Origin of the sequence: Saccharothrix deserti (assembly GCF_009769385.1) — a bacterium.
In the GTDB taxonomy this organism is placed as follows: Bacteria; Actinomycetota; Actinomycetes; order Mycobacteriales; family Pseudonocardiaceae; genus Actinosynnema; species Actinosynnema deserti.
In genome coordinates this window covers 1-15,799 of the sequence record NZ_VKAB01000081.1, presented here as the reverse complement: position 1 = coordinate 15,799, position 15,799 = coordinate 1, and the positions used below count along the sequence as shown (strand labels likewise).

Here is a 15,799-nt window from a genome sequence, read left to right as displayed (position 1 = left end):
CACCCGACGACGCCACTCCCACCTCGGCCAGAAGTCCCCGATCGACTACGAGAACAGCCTCACCCCAACACCCGCTACGCTGACCCCAGCCGCATAACCCCGTGTCCAACATCCGGGGTGAAGTCCCGACCGCCCCCTCAAGCTGTCCGCTGATCGGTGTCGTCGGGGTGCTTCGCACATTCACAGGGACCGGCCGCCGCGGTGCGACTGATTCGGGTCGACACGGACCTTCGCTCGCTCGGCGAGTCGGACCTGTGCCCGCGCCACTCGCTGACGCCCGTCATCAAGCACCTGCACCGCCGGATCCTGCCGCTGCCCGGTGCTGCCCAGGCGTCGCACGCTCCGGGGCGTACGCAGCGTGGCCGCGTCGGCTTCATAGGGGCGCAGCCGGTCGGCGGCGGCGTGCACGTGCGCCCCTGCCTCCCCGCGCGCCCGCGAGGCGAACCACTCGCTAACCGCGATGATCAGCACGGCGAGCACGACCATGACCAGCAGCAGCAACGCCAGCTCCGGGTCACCGACGGCACGGGCCATCGTGCGCGCCACCGACGCCAGCTCCGGCAACAACGGGTCGGGTCGACGAGCCGGACGCCGGGTCGGTGTCGGGTGGGACAGGCGTGCGGCGGCGGCCAAGTGGTCGGCGACGGCGCGGGCGTCCTGGTCGACCCGGCGGCCTTGGTCGTCGACATGGCGGACCGGCACGAGCACTGAGACCACCGCGGCGATGCCCGCCGCCTGGTCCAGCACGTGGTGCCGTCGCGCGGCGTCCACCGGCCTGTCGAACTCGCCATCGACCAGGGTGTCGAGCAGCGTCAGCGCGTCGTGCAGCTTGGCCTCGGCGTAGCGCACACCCGACGGGCGCAGCGGCCGGTCCGGCGGCCTCGGCCGCCACTCGTGCGGCGAGGTCAGGTACTGGACCAGCGACCGGTCCCGCGTCGCCCGGTGTTCGGCGAGCAGGTCGCCAGCCTGTGCCGAGTCGTCGGTGGATCCGAGCGGCGGCAGCGCCGCGCGCCACCGGTCGACCAGTTCGCCGGTGGTCAGGTCGCGGGCAAGCTGCCCGCCGGCCAGCCGCAGCACCGGCCCTCCGTCGAGCACTTGGCCCTCGTCCAGCGCCACGGTGTAGCCGACGACCCGCCGGTTCCCCTCGTCCAGGACCAGGTCGACGTGTACCCCGGCCCGCTGGAGGCTTTCGACGAACTCACCGGGGTTGTGGCTGCTGGTCGCGGCGGCCCGGACCCGGCGTTCCAGGGTACGACGTTGCGGTTCGACGCCGGTGCGCGTGGCGCGTTCGTGTTCGGCACGGGTCAGCTCCCGGGCGCCGGTGCCCGACCGCCCGGTGCGTACCAGGCCCAGCCGTTGCTCGACCTCCAGCGCCCAGGCGCGGGCCTTGCGTTTGCTGTGGTCCAACCTGGCGACGCGGCCGTCCTCGCCGACCAGTTGCACCACCAGGTGGATGTGGTCGTTGCCCGACTTTGACGTCCCGTGGTGCACCGCCACCCACCTGCACCCCGCAAGGCCCAGCCGGGTGACGAACTCTTCCGCCAGCTCGCGCCACACCTTGTCGCCCAGCAGGCCGTCGTCGCTGTGCGCGGAGATCGGTACGTGCAGCACGTGCCCGGCCTTGACGTGCTTGTCGCGTTGGCGGCGCGGCGCGTCCAGCCGGCGCACCAGCTCGCGGCGCTCGACCGTGCCCGGCCGGACGGTGTCGGGGAACTCCAGCAGGGTCGTGTCCCACGCCGCCACCAGGTGTGGGTCGGTGTGGGCCAGGTGGTCGCCGACGGCGAACAGGTACTTGATCGTGTCGGTCAGCCCGTGGTGGCGCGGCAGCAGCTTGGGAAGCATCCCGGCCTCACGGTCGCCGCTGCTTGGGCGCGCGGTGCACCAGGCGGCGCTGGTCCAGCAGGTCCAGCCAGGCGTTGAGCCTGGCCACCGCCTGGTCGTGACGCTGCCATGCGGCGGTGGTCTCCATCGGGCCGACGGCTTGGCCGCTGTTGGCGGCGCGCGCGAGCTGGTTGAGGTTGGTGTCCGCGCCGTAGAGCATGCGCCGCACGTGCGCGAGGTCGGCCGCCAGGTCCAGCGCGTCCTCCCGTGACAACCGCGCCCGCTCCCGCCCGGCCATGCCGGCGCCCGTGTCGAGCGGGAACCGGGCGGCCAGGTGACAGAACGCCGCGACGTCCACGGGCAGACCCAGTCGCTGGGCCAACGCCGCAGCGCGGTGCTCGACCTCGGCTAGCTCGGCGGTGGTGAACCGGATGAGCACCTGCCGCTTGCGGCCGTTGCGCACCGGCGTCAGGTGCCCGGTCGGGCCCAGCAGGTCCGCCACCGACGGCGGCAGCACGCCGTCGCCGTCCGCCGCGTCCGGCGGTCCCGCCGTGGTGTCGGGCGCACCAGGGTGCGCGTGGTCGTGGTGTGCGTCGTGCATCAGGCCCCCCCGACCTGTCGGGGCGTTCGCCGCGCCCCCCGACGCGCCGCGCCCCACACCGGCGACCCTACCCGCGCGCTGGCTGCATCTCCGGTGTCTGCACGGCCGTGATCAGGCACTTCCTCTCCGGCTAGCGCAGCTAGCTGGAGAGGACATCTTGCCTCCGCCTCAACGGCTGATCAACTTCCGGTCGGGGTGCATCGGGGTCGGGTCCGAGTCACCGGCCTGAACGGACACCGCCATTGGGCGCAGCAGGTACAGCAGCCGGTCCGCGCCCTCCCCGGCAGGGACGACACGAGGCCGTAGGTGGTCTCGTCGAGCTGACCACACCACCACGCGATCCGGTCGTCGACAAGGATCTGCGACTCGAGTGGCGGTTCACCGTTCGGGTTCGTAGGGCACTGAGGTCGACAGCACCGCTGCCTGTTTCCCAGCCGCCAGCCTCCGGCCTACCGCGAACTCGGCCTGCCCATTCATAGCGCTGGAGTCCACTGCCAAGGCCGCGTTGTCTGGCCGCGGAGGTATGCGACACGGAGGCTGGCCTCCGCGCGGGCGTCGGGGTTTTCGGCGGCACGTTGGGCGACGTAGGACGCCATGCGTAGTTCGCGGATGTCGCGGAGCAGTTCGAAGCCGGACCAGCCGGTGACGTCGTAGCCGTAGCGGTCGCAGAAGTCGCGGTAGTCCTCGGCGGTGATCCAGTTGAAGCTGGTGTGCTTGATGGCGGTGCTGACGAGATCCCACTCGGGAGGGCCGACGGAGCAGCGTTCGAGGTCGAGCAGGACCACTTGGCCGTCGTCGGTCGCTACGACGTTGCCGACCCAAGCGTCACCGTGAACCACGCAATGCGGCAGTCCGGCGGGGAGTTCGGCGTATCGGGCCTGTAGTGAAGCCACGCGTTCGCGAAGCCAGTCTAGGTCCGTGCCAGTGAGGGTTCGGGCAGCGTCGATGCGCTCGCTCAGCCGGACGAAGGGGTCGAGGGCGGCGAAGGGAACGTCGTTCGGGACAGGTAGATCGTGGAGTCGGCGGATCGCTGTGGCGACCTCGGCCGGAGTGCCGTGGCGGTGAGGAGGAAGCTCCTCCCAGAAGGTCACCGCCCTGTCACCGACCTGTACGGGCTGCCCGATGTCCTTCAGCGCTCGAACGGCAGGAACGTCGTGCTCGGCCAGCCATTGGGCGATGAGGACTTCGCGGGTGGCGGCGGCGAGCTGTCCGGGACGGGTTATACGTGCCACCACGTCGCCGGGGAGCCGGAACAAGGCGTTCTCGCCCAGCCGGATCGGCTCGGCGCCGCTGGAGTCGATCCTGATCTGTGCGCAAGCTTCGGCCAGCACGGCGCGGTGCTCGGTGCTCACGTGGCCAGCACCAGGGTCGTGATGCGGTGCCGAAGGGCTTCCACATCGGGTATTGCTCGGTGCCGCTGACCGTGACGTGCCAGCTCGCGTAGGTCGTCTACGGCGCGGTTGGAGCGGATAGCGTCGGCGGCGTCCAGTGCTGCGGAGCCGATCACCGCGGCTTCGCGCGGGTCACCGGTGGCCATCGTCAGCGAGGCCAGCTTGATCTGAGACATCGTGCGTGATCGCGCGTAGGCGGCGGTGTGTCCGGCGACGGCCGTGGAGAACCGTGCCGTGGCTTCTGCGGGGGAGCGGCCCTGGACGGCCAGATCGAACAAGGCGTGGCCGGTGTCGCCCGCATGTTGGGCGGCGTCGTAGTAGCCCATCCACGGCGCGTCGTTGGCCGGGTTGCGGTGGGCGAAGTGGTCATCGGCGGTGCCGACCGCGATCAGCGTTTCCCGGACGCGGCCCATCTTCGCCAAGGCTCGGGCGTGGGCGGTGTGCAGCATCGCCCGCTCGGTCGCCGTGAGCCGGTCGGAGCGGACCAACGCGTGCTCGGTCAACGTCAGGCCCTCGTCGGGCTTGCCGACCCAGATCGCCTGCCGGGCCATCGAGGACAGGATCTTGGCGCGCAGGTGCCAGTCCTGCGCCTCCTCGGCGCAGGCCAAGCCGAACTGGAACACGCGGCGGGCGTCGTCGTGGGCATAGGCGTCGAAGGCCATGAAGGCGCAGGTGTGGGCGAGATAGCCCACGGCGCTGTGGAGAGGGCCGCGCAGTCTGGCCGGGTAGCTGGCTTCCAGCAGGTCGGCGGAGAACCGGAGTTGGGCAAGGACGGCTTCGCGGGCCAGGCCGCCGCCGTAGGTGTGGTCCCACCCGGCGAACACGCGTGCCGCGGTGTGGATCTGCTCGATCTCGGTCTGCCCGATGCGGGCGGGAGCCGCAGTCGGCTGGGTGCCCTCCAGCAGGGCGGCGACCGGGGCGAGCGCGAGAGTGCCGACGCCGAGGGCGGCGGTGCGCAGGAATTGCTTTCGGTCCACGGTCGCCAGCTTTACCACCGTGCGGCGGCGGTTGCTGAAGCCCAGCGCGGCGTCGCTGGAAGCACCAAGGGTGACGCGCAGTGCCTCGCGATACAGCGCTCCGGGCCAACGGATGTCGCCGCGTTCGAGCTTGCCCAGATAGTTGGCGTCGAGCTCGACCTTCCGCTCGTAATGACGCCAGATGTAGGCGTTGACCAGGTCGGCAAGCTCTTGCCGGGACAGGCACTCGCCGGGCTGTGTGGGCGAGGCGGTGCGTTCACGCGCCTGCCGCAGCTGATCGTTTGCCGTGGGCACTGGTCCGGCCTCCCATGGGTGTGACCAGGGCCATCGTGACACGCAACGTGACGAAACGGGTACTGCTCCGCGAATGGGGAGGATTGCAACCCTCCCCGAATCCTCCCCTTGACATCCCCGGTTCCTGGTGTCCGCAGCAATGCGGATCGCGGGCACGGTTGGTGGCATGACGGAGACCGCGCTTGAGCAGGGTGGAACGGCGAACACCGCCGCAGCCGGCGTCATCCCGCGTGCGTCGCTGGTGGTTCGCGCCTTCAGCAGTCCTCATGAGGTCAACGGCCTGCACCCGGTGCTGGCCTTGGCGGCAGACCTGGGTACCGAGAATCGGACACGCGCCGAGGCCCAGCAGATCATCAGCGACCCGCGCGGCGACGACCACGTGGCCGCAGCGGCCCTCCGTGCGATCCACGACCACGATGTCACCCGATCGGTGCTGGTCGAGCGGATCGACGCCTGGGCGGGAAGGCAGTTCGGCGAATCCAGCGCGCGGCTGCTGCACACCGAGAACCTGGGGCAGTTGGTTGACCGCCTGGCCGCGGCGTGGGTCCGGTCCCGGCTGCTGGCCGAGGACGACAACCCGGCCGCGCGTGATCCGGCGAAGCTCGCGCTGCACCGGCTGGGAGAGCTGTGCATCGGCTACGACGACCTGGTGACCGACCTGCTGGGCGGCCGTCGCCGACTGCCGATCTACCAGGCGCTCACCGACCGCGACGTGGCGGCATGAGACGTGGACGGGACACGCGATGTCGTCGCCGTCGTCGTGGCAGTCGACAGCCCCGTCGGTCGCGTCGCGACGGCCGTCGACGAACTCACCACCCACCTCCCCTCAACTGGTCAACAGCTCGTCTGCCCGATCTGCTCCGCTCGGTCGTGGCCGTGTCCCCCATTCCACGACGCGGCGCACATGGTGATCGCCGCCGGAGTCCGGCTCGCCGACCTGGTGCCGGTCGACCTCCACCCGCGGCTGTGGCCACCAGCCACCACGAAGCAACAGCCCTGGCCCACCGAGGAGGTCTCGAATGGCTGAAGCACCGCTCACGGCCATGCGCAAGGCCGTGTTCGACCACCTCGACCACCTCGACGCCCTGGTCGGTGAGGGCGACCTCCGATGCCGTGCGGCGTTGGCCGACTCCGAGATCGCGCGTCTTACCGCCGCATGGCGCGCTTTGCTCGACCAGCACGCACTCGACGGGCGCGGCCGCTGTCGGCAGTGCTCCGGCCAGTTCCGTGCACGGAGATCACCGTGCACGGTGTGGACCACCGCCCACCAGCACCTGGTCACCGACGGCCCTCCCACGGCCGCGACCGGTCGGCACGCGGCAGTCGACCGGCGGTCGTCCGTCGCCGTGCTGGGGGCCTCCTGACCGGAGGAACGCGCCGCCCCCGACGCGGTGCGTTCCTCCGGTCGCATGACCTCGTCCGCGAGCCGCACTTGCGCAGCAGAACCCTCTGAAAAGGTGACCAGGTGAACACACTGCGAGACCACAACACCGGCCCGTCCACCGACTCCGACAGGGCGACCGAGATCCGCAACGCCCTGACGGACAAGCTCCTCTCGGACGGCATGATCACCTCACCGGTCGTGGAGCGGGCATTCCGCACGGTGCCTCGGCACCTGTTCGTCCCCGAAGGCACGCCCCTGGAGGTGGCCTACAACGCCGCCGACTCGGTGGCTATCAAGACCGACCAGGACGGCGTGATCATCTCCTCGACCAGCGCGCCGTTCATCCAGGCGCGGATGATCGAGCAAGCCGGGCTCGGGCCCGACATGAGCGTGTTGGAGATCGGGTCCGGGGGCTACAACGCCGCGCTGCTGGCCGAGGTCGTCGGTCCGCGCGGGCGTGTCGTCAGCGTGGACATCGACCTTGAGGTGACCGACCGGGCCCGCGTCCTGCTGGACGCCACCGGGTACGGCAGCCGGGTCACGGTTGTCCAGGCCGACGCCGAGAACCCTGTGCCCGAACTGCACGAACCGGTCGACGCGATCCTCGTGACGGTCGGGGCGTGGGACCTCTCGCCGACCTGGCTTGAGCAGTTGTCCGAGAACGGCACGATCGTCGTCCCGCTGCGGATGAACGGCATCACCCGCTCGATCGCGTTCCGCCGTGAAGGCGACCACCTGGTCAGCACCTCGGCCGAGGTGTGCGGGTTCGTCCCGATGCAGGGATCGGGTGCGCACGACGAGCGAATCTTCCTGCTCCCCGACGCGCACGGCCACGACGTCAAGCTCCGCTTCGACGGCGACGTGCCGCAGGACATGAGCCTCCTGGACGGTGTCCTGGCCACGGAGCGCACCGAGGTCTGGTCCGGCGTCACCGTCAGGCACGGCGTGTCGTTCGCCGACCTGCACCTGTGGTTCGCCGGCTTCCTGCCCGGCTTCTGCAAGCTGGCCGTGGACGAGGGGACCGACCTGGCCTCCGAACGCAAGAGCTGGTTCCCCTTCGGTGTCGTGCGCGGTGACTCCTTCGCCTACCTGGCGGTACGCCCGGCGCTGGACGGTTCCGGAGTCGAGTTCGGGGCGCGGGCCTACGGAGCACACGGCGAGGCCGCCGCCACCACGATGGTCGAACAGATCCAGGCGTGGGACCGCCAGGCCCGCGACGCGGCTCCCACGTTCGCCTACTGGCCGACCGGTAGTGACCGGACCCGGATCGACGAGGGCGCGGCGGTGCTGGAGAAGACGCACGGCCTGGTCACGATCTCCTGGCCGCAGGCGGCGAACACCGCAGCTGGCCCGGATTCCCTGCACAACCCCGAAAGTGAGGAGTGAAACCGATGTCGCCAATGCTGACCGTCGCCAGCCCGGAGCTTGAGGATTCCGCCGTCGACGACGCGGAGTTCGAGCTCGACATGCGTGTGGTGGAGTCCACCACCCAGCTCGTGATCATGATGTGCGACACGAGCGACGGCTGCGGCAACACCTGCGGCACCAGCGCGTGCAGCACCGGCTCCAACGACCCGTTCTGACCCAGCCTCTGCCGTCGGCGCCCGAACCCTCGGGCGCCGACGGCGGCGGCCAGCCGACCGGGCGAGGAGAGCCGATCACCATGACCGTGTCCACCCGCTACCGGCACACCGGCCTTGTCCTGGTCCGTGCCACCACAGACCCCGGCGACCTCGACCCTCCGACGCACCTGGACCTGTCCGACCCCGCGGCGGTCGAGCAGGAGGGCCGGGCTTGGTTGACGAAGGTGTGGGCGCGCCAGGAGGTCCGCGAGGCGCTGCATCTGGCCAGCCCCGTCCTCGGTGCGCGCCTCGACCAACTCCTCGACACGGGTGCCGGGCCGCACCCGGTGAAGGAGTTGCGCCGCGCCATCGTCTCCGTGGCGTCCTACCTGCTGCGCTGGCAGCGGCGCGCGACCCCGTTCGGACTGTTCGCCGGAATCACCGCCGCCGCCATCGGGCCCGCGAAGGCCGAGGTGGGCGGCGGGCACCGGGCCGTGCTGCGCGCGGACGCCGAGTGGGCCACAACGCTGATCGACCGGCTCGAACGGCATCCGGGCCTGCGTCCGCGCCTGACGGTCGTGGCCGACAACGCGAGGATCGTGCGCGACGGCCGCGTCATCGTGCATCGGCGGGCCGAGGTCGGTGCCTCCACACCAGGACCGCTGCGGGAGTCCTCGGTACGGCTCAACCGGCCCGTGCAGTTCGCCTTGGCCGCAGCGGGCTTACCGATCCGGTTCGACGCGCTCGCCGCCGAGATGACCGCCCGGTTCCCGTCCGCCTCCCCGGACAAGATCTATGCGCTACTGCACGGCCTGGTCGACGGCGGCCTGTTGATCACGAGCCTTCGCCCTCCGATGACGACCGTTGACGCCTTGTCCCACCTGGTCCGCGCGCTGCGTGTGGCAGGGGGAGAGAACCTGTCCGACGTCGCCGAGCTGTTGCAGGAACTCGACGGGATCAGTACCCGCCTGGCCCATCACAACAGCACCACCGACCGTATGCGGACCATTGAGATCCGGAAGGCCCTCGGCACGCAGATGACCGCCGTGGTCCCGGATGCCGGTCATGTCTTTGCCGCTGACGTGCGGCTGGACGCGATGATCACCGTTCCTGAACGGGTGCTGACCGAGGCGACGGTCGCCGCCGGTGTTCTGCTGCGGGTGGGCACTCAGCCGTTCGGTTCGGCGGCCTGGCTGGACTACCACGCCCGGTTCCGTGCTCATTACGGTCCCGGTGCGCTGGTGCCGGTGCTGGAGTTGGTTGCCGACTCTGGGCTCGGCTACCCAGCCGGGTACCTCGGTGCGCCACGCGCCAGGCCCGCTTGGCGGATGCTGACCGAACGTGACGCCGCCCTCATGGCGTTGATTCAGCAGGCCACGGTGGGTGGTGCCGAGGAGATCACGCTGACCGACACGGACATCGAGGCATTGACCGTCGGGGAGCACGCCGACATCATCGCGCCGCAGCGTGTCGAACTCGGTGTCGCGGTGTACGCCGCCTCGACCCAGGCGATCGACCGAGGTGATTTTCAACTTCGAGTTACCGCCGCACCGCGCGTCCCCACCAGCATGGCTGCACGGTTCGCCCACCTGCTCGACGACGCCGACCGCGCACGGCTGGCAGCGACCTACGCCGCAGAACCCGAGAACTCAACGCAGGACGGGACGGTTGCGGTGCAGTTGTCGTTTCCACCACGCCGCCCGCACAACGAGAACGTGGTGCGCGTCCAGCCGCTGCTCTCGGACGTCCTACCACTCTCGGAACATCCCGACCCGGCACACCCACATCTCGGCGTGATCAGCGTGGACGACCTGGCGGTCACAGCCGACGCCGACCAGATGTACCTGGTCCAGCGTTCCACCGGCCGACGGGTGATCCCCCGAATTCCGCACGCCCTGGACACCGCCGTCCAGACTCCGCCGCTGGCCCGGTTCCTCGCCGAGGTCGCCGACGCGCGCAACGCGGTATTCCGAGGATTCGATCTGGGTGCCGCCCGCACTCTGCCCTACGTGCCCCGCATCCGGTATCGGCGCACGGTGCTCTCCGCTGCCCGCTGGATCCTCAGCGGTTCAGACTTATCCGGTTGGCAGAAGGACTCGCTGCGTTCCTGGCGGCAGCGGTGGCGGGTACCGGCACGGGTCGTGCTGTGCCACGGCGAACTGCGCCTGCCGCTCGACCTCGATCAGGAGTTGGACCGCGCCTTACTTCGCGCACAGGTGGAGCGGGCCGAGCGGATCGAGCTGCAAGATGACGGCCCACCCGACGGCCAGGGCTGGATCGGACGTCCAGCGGAGTTGCTGATCCCGATGACCGCGACCACCCCGTCCTCACGGCCGCTTCCGGCAACTGCGGCCCCCGGTGCGGTCCTTCGACCGGGTGGCTCCGCCATCGTGCACGCGCAGTTGGTGGGCAATCCCGCGCGGTTCGACGAGATTCTCACCGCCCACCTGCCCGCGTTCGTCGACAGCCTTGACGGTCTGGTCGGGCCGTGGTGGGTACGACGGCACCGCGACATGATCCGACCCGAATCCGATCAGCACCTGGCCGTGTTGTTGCGCCTAACCAGCCCCGAACAGTACGGGCCGGTCGCCGCCAGAGTGGCCGCCTTTGCGGCCGACCTGCACGCGCGCGGTCTTCCGTGCCAGCTCACCCTCGCCTCCCACCCGCAACACCCCGCTCGCTACGGCGAAGGCCCGGCGCTGGCCGCCGCCGAGGACATGTTCACCGCCGACACCGCGGCCGCCATCGCACAGATCACGACCTCCCAGGCATCCGGGATTCCCGCCCAGGCATTGGCCGCCGCGTCGATGGCACATCTGGCCGCGTCCTTCGCCCCCGACCCGCAGACTGGGTACCGGGCGCTCGTCGGATGCCTGCGCAGGGAACACGGCCCGCTGGACCGGACATTGCGCGACCACGCGCTCGATCTGGCCGACCCTGACGACGGATATCGAGCCGTCCGCGCCCTGCCCGGCGGTGAAGCGGTCGCTGCGGCCTGGACTGCCCGCGACACCACGCTGACCACCTACCACCATGCCCTCACACAGCAACAACGCGATCCGGGCACCGTGCTGCGCACCCTGCTGCACGAGCACCACGTCCGTGCCGTCGGCGTCGATCCGACGTTCGAGAAGGAGACCGGCCGACTCACCCGCGGCGCCGCGCTGCGCCGCCTCGCCCTGGCCGGTGCCCGATGAACTCCGACCCCGGCGCGGTCACGCTCACCGCCGACGAAGCGGCCGGTCAATCCCTGGCCCGAGGCGCGGCCGGGACGGCGCTGCTGCACATCGAGCGAGCCTGGACCGGCTCCGGAAGCTGGGAAACCGCCCTGTCCCACATCCGGCAAGCGACGGGCGGGCCGATCGACGCCGCCGAACACGCCGGCCTGTACTACGGGGCACCGGCGATCGCGTTCATGTTGCACAGCGCCTCCGACAGGCATCCTCGCTACCGCGCGGCCTGCGAGGCGCTGGACGAGCACGTGCTGCGTCTGGCTCATCGGCGTCTGGCGACCGCCGCGGGCAGGATCGAGCGCGGCGAGGCCACCACGTTCGCCGAGTTCGACCTCTTCTACGGGCTGACCGGAATCGGTGCGTTGCTGGTGCGCCACAACCCCGGAAGCGACGTCCTCGCCGGGATCCTGCGGTATGTGGTCGCCCTGACCGAGCCGCGCCGCCAAGACGGCGTCGAGCTGCCAGGGTGGTGGGTGGCCCACGACCCGGACGAGATCCTGCCGACCCCCGGTGGGCACGCGAACTTCGGGATGGCGCACGGTGCGGCCGGGCTGCTCGCCCTGCTCGCCCTCGCCACCACCCACGGCTGCGTGGTCGACGGCCAACACGAGGCGATCGCTGTCCTGGCCGCCTGGTTCGACCAGTGGCAGCAGGACTCGGCGGACGGACCGTGGTGGCCGCAATGGATCACCCGCGAGGAACTGCGTACCGGCAGTCACACCCAATCCGCACCAGGCCGACCATCCTGGTGCTACGGCACGGTCGGCATCGCCCGCGCTCAACAACTCGCCGCCATCGCCACCGACGACCCGCGACGCCAGGAAGCCGCCGAGGAAGCCTTAGCTGCGAGCCTGACCGATACGCAGCTCGACCGGATCACCGAACCGGGCCTGTGCCACGGCATCGCCGGGGTTTATCAGACCGCCTACCGGGCCGCCCGCGACGCGCGGAACCCCGCCATCGGGCGACGCCTCCCGGCACTGGCCACCCAGCTCGCCCGGCACGCCCGATTGCTCGGCGACCAGGCGGACGAGGGCGGACTGCTGACCGGAGGCGCCGGAGTGGGACTGGCGCTGGAAACCACCCAACACGCCGAGCCACCGCACACGGGATGGGACGCATGTTTGCTGATCACCTGACCACAACGTCCCCGCACGAACTCGCCGCCAGTGTGCTCGCCGTGCTCGCGGGCACCGACCTGAAGACCGTTGCGGCGAACCGCGGCCTGGACCGCGCCGACCTCGACGAAGCCGTGTACGTCTACCAGGCGGCGGGCCTCGCGGCGCTGGAACGACATGCAGAACACGACTGGTACCAGGTGCGCGTCGAATTCCCCGACTGGTCCACCGCCGAGGCCGTGGGCGCGGCGCAACTCGGGCCGCTCCTGGATCACCTCCAGGCCGCTGGGGCGGTGGGCGGGTGGTGGTTCCTGCGCAAGCACCCCTGCTGGCGGCTGCGCCTGCACGGCGCGGACATCGTCGCAGTCGACCACGTGCTCGACGAAATCACCGCGGCCGGGGCAATCGCGCGGTGGTGGCCGACGGTGTACGAGCCGGAGACCGCCGCCTTCGGCGGCCCTGCCGGGATGGACGCTGCCCACGACCTGTTCTGCGCTGACACCCGCGGTGTAATCGACTACCTGCGCCACGACGCCCCCGGCCTCGGCCGCCGCGAACTGTCGATCCTGCTGCTCAGCGGTCTCCTGCGCGCCGCCGGCCTCGACGTGCTCGAATGCGGCGACGTCTTCGACAGGGTCGCCCGGCTCCGACCCGCACCCGCTGAAGCCGACACCGCACGGATCGAACAGTTGGCGGCCAACGTGCGCGTTCTGTTGTCGATCTCCGACCTGCCGACCAGCGAGCTGTTCGCCTCCGGTGGACCGGTCGAGCACGCCGCGCCCTGGCTCGCCGCGTTCCAGACCGCCGGCCGCAGCCTCGGCGACTCTGCCGCACGAGGACGCCTGGACCGCGGAGTCCGCGCGGTCCTCACCCACGTGCTGATCTTCCACTGGAACCGGTTCGGCCTGTCGGCCGCCAGCCAGGGCATCCTCGCCCGTGCGGCGACTGCGGCCCTCCTGCCCCGGAGTTGACCCATGGACCCCACGATGCTCGCCGCCGCCCGCCGCCCGCCGCTTCCCGCTCCTCGGCAGGCCCCGCCCCGCCTGCCCCTCGCTCGCGGACCGAGTCCAAGAGATCGCCGACATCGCCCACGCAGCAGGACAACAGGGCACCGACAGTCTGGCCGAAGGGGCGCACGCCCTGAACAAGGCCGCGCTGATCGCCAGCGACTGCGGCGTGCCGACCCTGGCCCGCGACCTGTGCTGGCAGCACATCGACATCTACCGCGCGGCCGACCGCCCGCTCACCGTGCTCCAGGCCAGGTACATGCTCGAACCCGTCCTCAACCTCGCCCGACTCCAAATACGCGCCAGCGACGGAGAACAGGCGCTGCACCTGCTGACGGCGATGTACCGCGCCGTCATGTCCAATGCAGACCTGGACGTCGACGGGCAGACCTTGCCGCTGACCGACCTCACCGGCACCCGCCAGGAACACCACAAACTGCGCGAATGGGTATGGCTGCACCTCCTCGGGGACGGAATCCGCGCGCTGACTCTCGCCGGACGTTGGGACGACGCAGTCACCCACGCGCAAACCCACCGAGGAATCGGGTTGCACCTCATGGAGGGGCGGCAGGCCATGATCGTGGCCCACTGCCTAAACGGAGCAGGTGCGGCGGCCCACGCGGCGCTGGCGGAAAGCACGCCCGTACAACCATGGGAACTCCAGGTCGCCTCCTGCCTGAAGGTGATGTGCACCCAGGCGGCCGGTGTGTCCGCACGCCGGGACGTCTACACGATGATCGGGCACTTCGTCGGGCAAGAGTCAATGCCCGGCTACGCGGCCTTCCGCGCCCAGCTCGGACTGACCGTCACCACACTCGCCGGCGCCACCGATCCCGAGGCGGCCGACGCCGTCCTTGCCCAGGCGGCCGACGAAGTGATCAAGGCTGGCGACGGATACGCCGCCCGCGACGTGCTCCGATACCGCGACACACAAGCGGACTTGACCAATGAGCAACGCGAAGCGCTCTCCGAGCTGCTGCTCCCCTCCGGCCTGGGGGCAGGAACGCTGTCGGAGCCCCTGCTGAAGTCCCTGCTCGGCTCGATACAGGCCGCGACCGAGGTCGTGGCCACGTCCCTACCGCAGCAGGAGCATCCTGCCATGCGAGCGTGATCGACGCTGCGGTATCGAACATAAGCCCATCCAAAACCCACCACCTGCCGTAACAGCGCTCACCAGCCGTAGAGCCGGAACCGGGCCAGAACAGTGTCTTGGTGCTCTGGGTGCGGGGCTGCACGCCGACTGCGCCCACGTGACTCGAGTTCGGTGCCAGGGTCCGCGACAATCCGTATCCGCCGGTCTCGTTCAGGAACCGCTCGGCGTCCCGCCGCAGGTTGGCGACCAGGTCGTGTGCCAGGAACTCCGGGTTCACGGCGAGTGGGCGGCCAGTTCGTCCATGGCGGCCGCCGCCCAAGAGCTGCGTGAATTGGTCACTACACAGGAGGTACCCTCCGATGGCGCTTTCTGGTCACAGCCTCCCCCGGCTCACCGAAGCCACCTTCACGCCCGAGCGCACCCGGTTGATCGCCGAAGCCGCCTGCGAGCTGGCCGGGCTGGACGCCACCGGGGCCGAACTTCTCCGGCACCAAACCAACGCCGTGTTCCGCCTCGTCACCGCGCCGGTCATCGTCAAGGTGGCGCGGCCGAGCATCCGCCACACCGCAGCGGTGGTGTCGCTGGTCGAGTGGGTGACACGGCACGGGGTGCCGTCGGTGCCGCTGCTCCCCGGCGTCCCGCAACCTCTGGACCTGGCTGGCTGCGCCGTGACCCTGTGGCACTACCTCCCTCCAACCTGCCCGATCGCGGCCGTCGACCTGGCCGCGCCACTCCGAGCGCTACACGAGGTGCCGCTTCCGCCGCTGCCGCTGCCGGAACTCGACGCGCTCGGCGCCATCCACCGCTCGATCCAGGCCAGCTCGATCATCTCGGCGGCTGAACGCGACATCCTGTTGCGGCGCTGGAGTCACCTGGTAGACGCGGTACCCGAGCTGCGCTACGACGGCCCGCCGCGCCTGATCCACGGCGACCCACAGCATCGGAACACGCTGTGGGACGAGGCGAACGACCGGCCGGTGCTCTGCGACTGGGACAGCGCAGTGATCGGCCCCGTGGAGTGGGACCTGGCGACGATCGAGGTGCACTGCCGCCGCTTCGGCTTTCCCGAGCAGGAGTACCAGAACTTCTGCACCCGCTACGGCCGCGACATCCGTGAGTGGGACGGCTTAGCGACCATGCGCGATCTCCGCGAGCTGCGCATGGTCACGACCAATGCGAGGAAATCGGCTCCCCGCCTTCCGCAGTTGGTAGTCACACGTGATCGCGAGTTTGCGGTCTGAGCTGGGGAAACGTGCTGATAGGCCGGAGAGGGCGTGTGCCTACGCCCTGTCCGGCGTGTCCGGCAGGGTTCAGCTGG

Annotated in this window: 13 protein-coding genes; 9 read left to right on the top strand and 4 right to left on the bottom strand. The window is 70.3% G+C overall.

The genetic code is table 11. The annotated features are described in order from the left end of the window. Nucleotides 1–180: 180 nt before the first annotated feature. The 4 genes from FM051_RS47955 to FM051_RS47940 all read right to left on the bottom strand — a co-directional run bounded on the left by FM051_RS47955 (nt 181) and on the right by FM051_RS47940 (nt 5,084). Nucleotides 181–1,842 (bottom strand): relaxase/mobilization nuclease domain-containing protein, encoded by a 1,662-nt coding sequence (locus tag FM051_RS47955; protein ID WP_158854390.1) that lies wholly within the window; start codon nt 1,840–1,842, stop codon nt 181–183. 7 nt (nt 1,843–1,849) lie between these two features. Further along, the gene (locus FM051_RS47950) at nt 1,850–2,422 is read right to left on the bottom strand and encodes a hypothetical protein (RefSeq protein WP_158854387.1); all 573 of its coding nucleotides are present in this window, start codon (nt 2,420–2,422) and stop codon (nt 1,850–1,852) included. 473 nt (nt 2,423–2,895) lie between these two features. After that, entirely contained in the window at nt 2,896–3,774 is an 879-nt protein-coding gene (locus tag FM051_RS47945) for a phosphotransferase family protein (protein WP_158854385.1), read from the bottom strand. Then, nucleotides 3,771–5,084 (bottom strand): NsdA family TPR-like regulatory protein, encoded by a 1,314-nt coding sequence (locus tag FM051_RS47940; RefSeq protein ID WP_158854384.1) that lies wholly within the window; start codon nt 5,082–5,084, stop codon nt 3,771–3,773. The genes FM051_RS47945 and FM051_RS47940 overlap by 4 nt, the downstream gene beginning before the upstream one ends. 166 nt (nt 5,085–5,250) lie before the next feature. Here FM051_RS47940 and FM051_RS47935 point away from each other — a divergent pair, with 166 nt between their 5' ends. From FM051_RS47935 to FM051_RS47895, 9 genes are all read left to right on the top strand, one after another. After that, nucleotides 5,251–5,808 carry a DUF4254 domain-containing protein gene (locus FM051_RS47935; protein WP_158854382.1) on the top strand — a complete coding sequence of 186 codons (558 nt, stop codon included), beginning with the start codon at nt 5,251–5,253 and terminating at the stop codon, nt 5,806–5,808. 295 nt (nt 5,809–6,103) lie between these two features. After that, on the top strand, nt 6,104–6,448 hold the full coding sequence (locus FM051_RS47930; protein ID WP_158854380.1) for a hypothetical protein: 345 nt from the start codon (nt 6,104–6,106) through the stop codon (nt 6,446–6,448). A gap of 101 nt (nt 6,449–6,549) precedes the next feature. Then, nucleotides 6,550–7,854, top strand: coding sequence for a methyltransferase, FxLD system (gene fxlM / locus FM051_RS47925; RefSeq protein ID WP_202919479.1), 1,305 nt, complete (start codon nt 6,550–6,552; stop codon nt 7,852–7,854). A gap of 5 nt (nt 7,855–7,859) precedes the next feature. Further along, the gene (locus FM051_RS47920; RefSeq protein ID WP_158854378.1) at nt 7,860–8,051 is read left to right on the top strand and encodes an FxLD family lanthipeptide; all 192 of its coding nucleotides are present in this window, start codon (nt 7,860–7,862) and stop codon (nt 8,049–8,051) included. Between the two features lie 80 nt (nt 8,052–8,131). Further along, nucleotides 8,132–11,227, top strand: a complete 3,096-nt coding sequence (locus FM051_RS47915) for a lantibiotic dehydratase (RefSeq protein ID WP_158854376.1) — start codon at nt 8,132–8,134, stop codon at nt 11,225–11,227. Beyond that, on the top strand, nt 11,224–12,402 hold the full coding sequence (locus tag FM051_RS47910; protein ID WP_158854374.1) for a lanthionine synthetase C family protein: 1,179 nt from the start codon (nt 11,224–11,226) through the stop codon (nt 12,400–12,402). Before FM051_RS47915 ends, FM051_RS47910 begins: the two co-directional genes overlap by 4 nt. Beyond that, nucleotides 12,384–13,352, top strand: a complete 969-nt coding sequence (locus tag FM051_RS47905) for a thiopeptide-type bacteriocin biosynthesis protein (protein ID WP_158854372.1) — start codon at nt 12,384–12,386, stop codon at nt 13,350–13,352. The genes FM051_RS47910 and FM051_RS47905 overlap by 19 nt, the downstream gene beginning before the upstream one ends. A gap of 205 nt (nt 13,353–13,557) precedes the next feature. Continuing rightward, on the top strand, nt 13,558–14,499 hold the full coding sequence (locus FM051_RS47900) for a hypothetical protein (protein ID WP_202919478.1): 942 nt from the start codon (nt 13,558–13,560) through the stop codon (nt 14,497–14,499). Between the two features lie 341 nt (nt 14,500–14,840). Continuing rightward, nucleotides 14,841–15,722, top strand: a complete 882-nt coding sequence (locus tag FM051_RS47895; protein WP_158854370.1) for an aminoglycoside phosphotransferase family protein — start codon at nt 14,841–14,843, stop codon at nt 15,720–15,722. Nucleotides 15,723–15,799: the final 77 nt, after the last annotated feature.

What these genes read in the sequence shown, in the direction of transcription:
- FM051_RS47955 (WP_158854390.1), bottom strand. Translation starts at nt 1,842, where the DNA reads ATGCTTCCCAAGCTGCTGCCGCGCCACCACGGGCTGACCGACACGATC.
- FM051_RS47950 (WP_158854387.1), bottom strand. Translation starts at nt 2,422, where the DNA reads ATGCACGACGCACACCACGACCACGCGCACCCTGGTGCGCCCGACACC.
- FM051_RS47935 (WP_158854382.1), top strand. Translation starts at nt 5,251, where the DNA reads ATGACGGAGACCGCGCTTGAGCAGGGTGGAACGGCGAACACCGCCGCA.
- FM051_RS47930 (WP_158854380.1), top strand. Translation starts at nt 6,104, where the DNA reads ATGGCTGAAGCACCGCTCACGGCCATGCGCAAGGCCGTGTTCGACCAC.
- FM051_RS47920 (WP_158854378.1), top strand. Translation starts at nt 7,860, where the DNA reads ATGTCGCCAATGCTGACCGTCGCCAGCCCGGAGCTTGAGGATTCCGCC.
- FM051_RS47915 (WP_158854376.1), top strand. Translation starts at nt 8,132, where the DNA reads ATGACCGTGTCCACCCGCTACCGGCACACCGGCCTTGTCCTGGTCCGT.
- FM051_RS47910 (WP_158854374.1), top strand. Translation starts at nt 11,224, where the DNA reads ATGAACTCCGACCCCGGCGCGGTCACGCTCACCGCCGACGAAGCGGCC.
- FM051_RS47905 (WP_158854372.1), top strand. Translation starts at nt 12,384, where the DNA reads ATGTTTGCTGATCACCTGACCACAACGTCCCCGCACGAACTCGCCGCC.
- FM051_RS47895 (WP_158854370.1), top strand. Translation starts at nt 14,841, where the DNA reads ATGGCGCTTTCTGGTCACAGCCTCCCCCGGCTCACCGAAGCCACCTTC.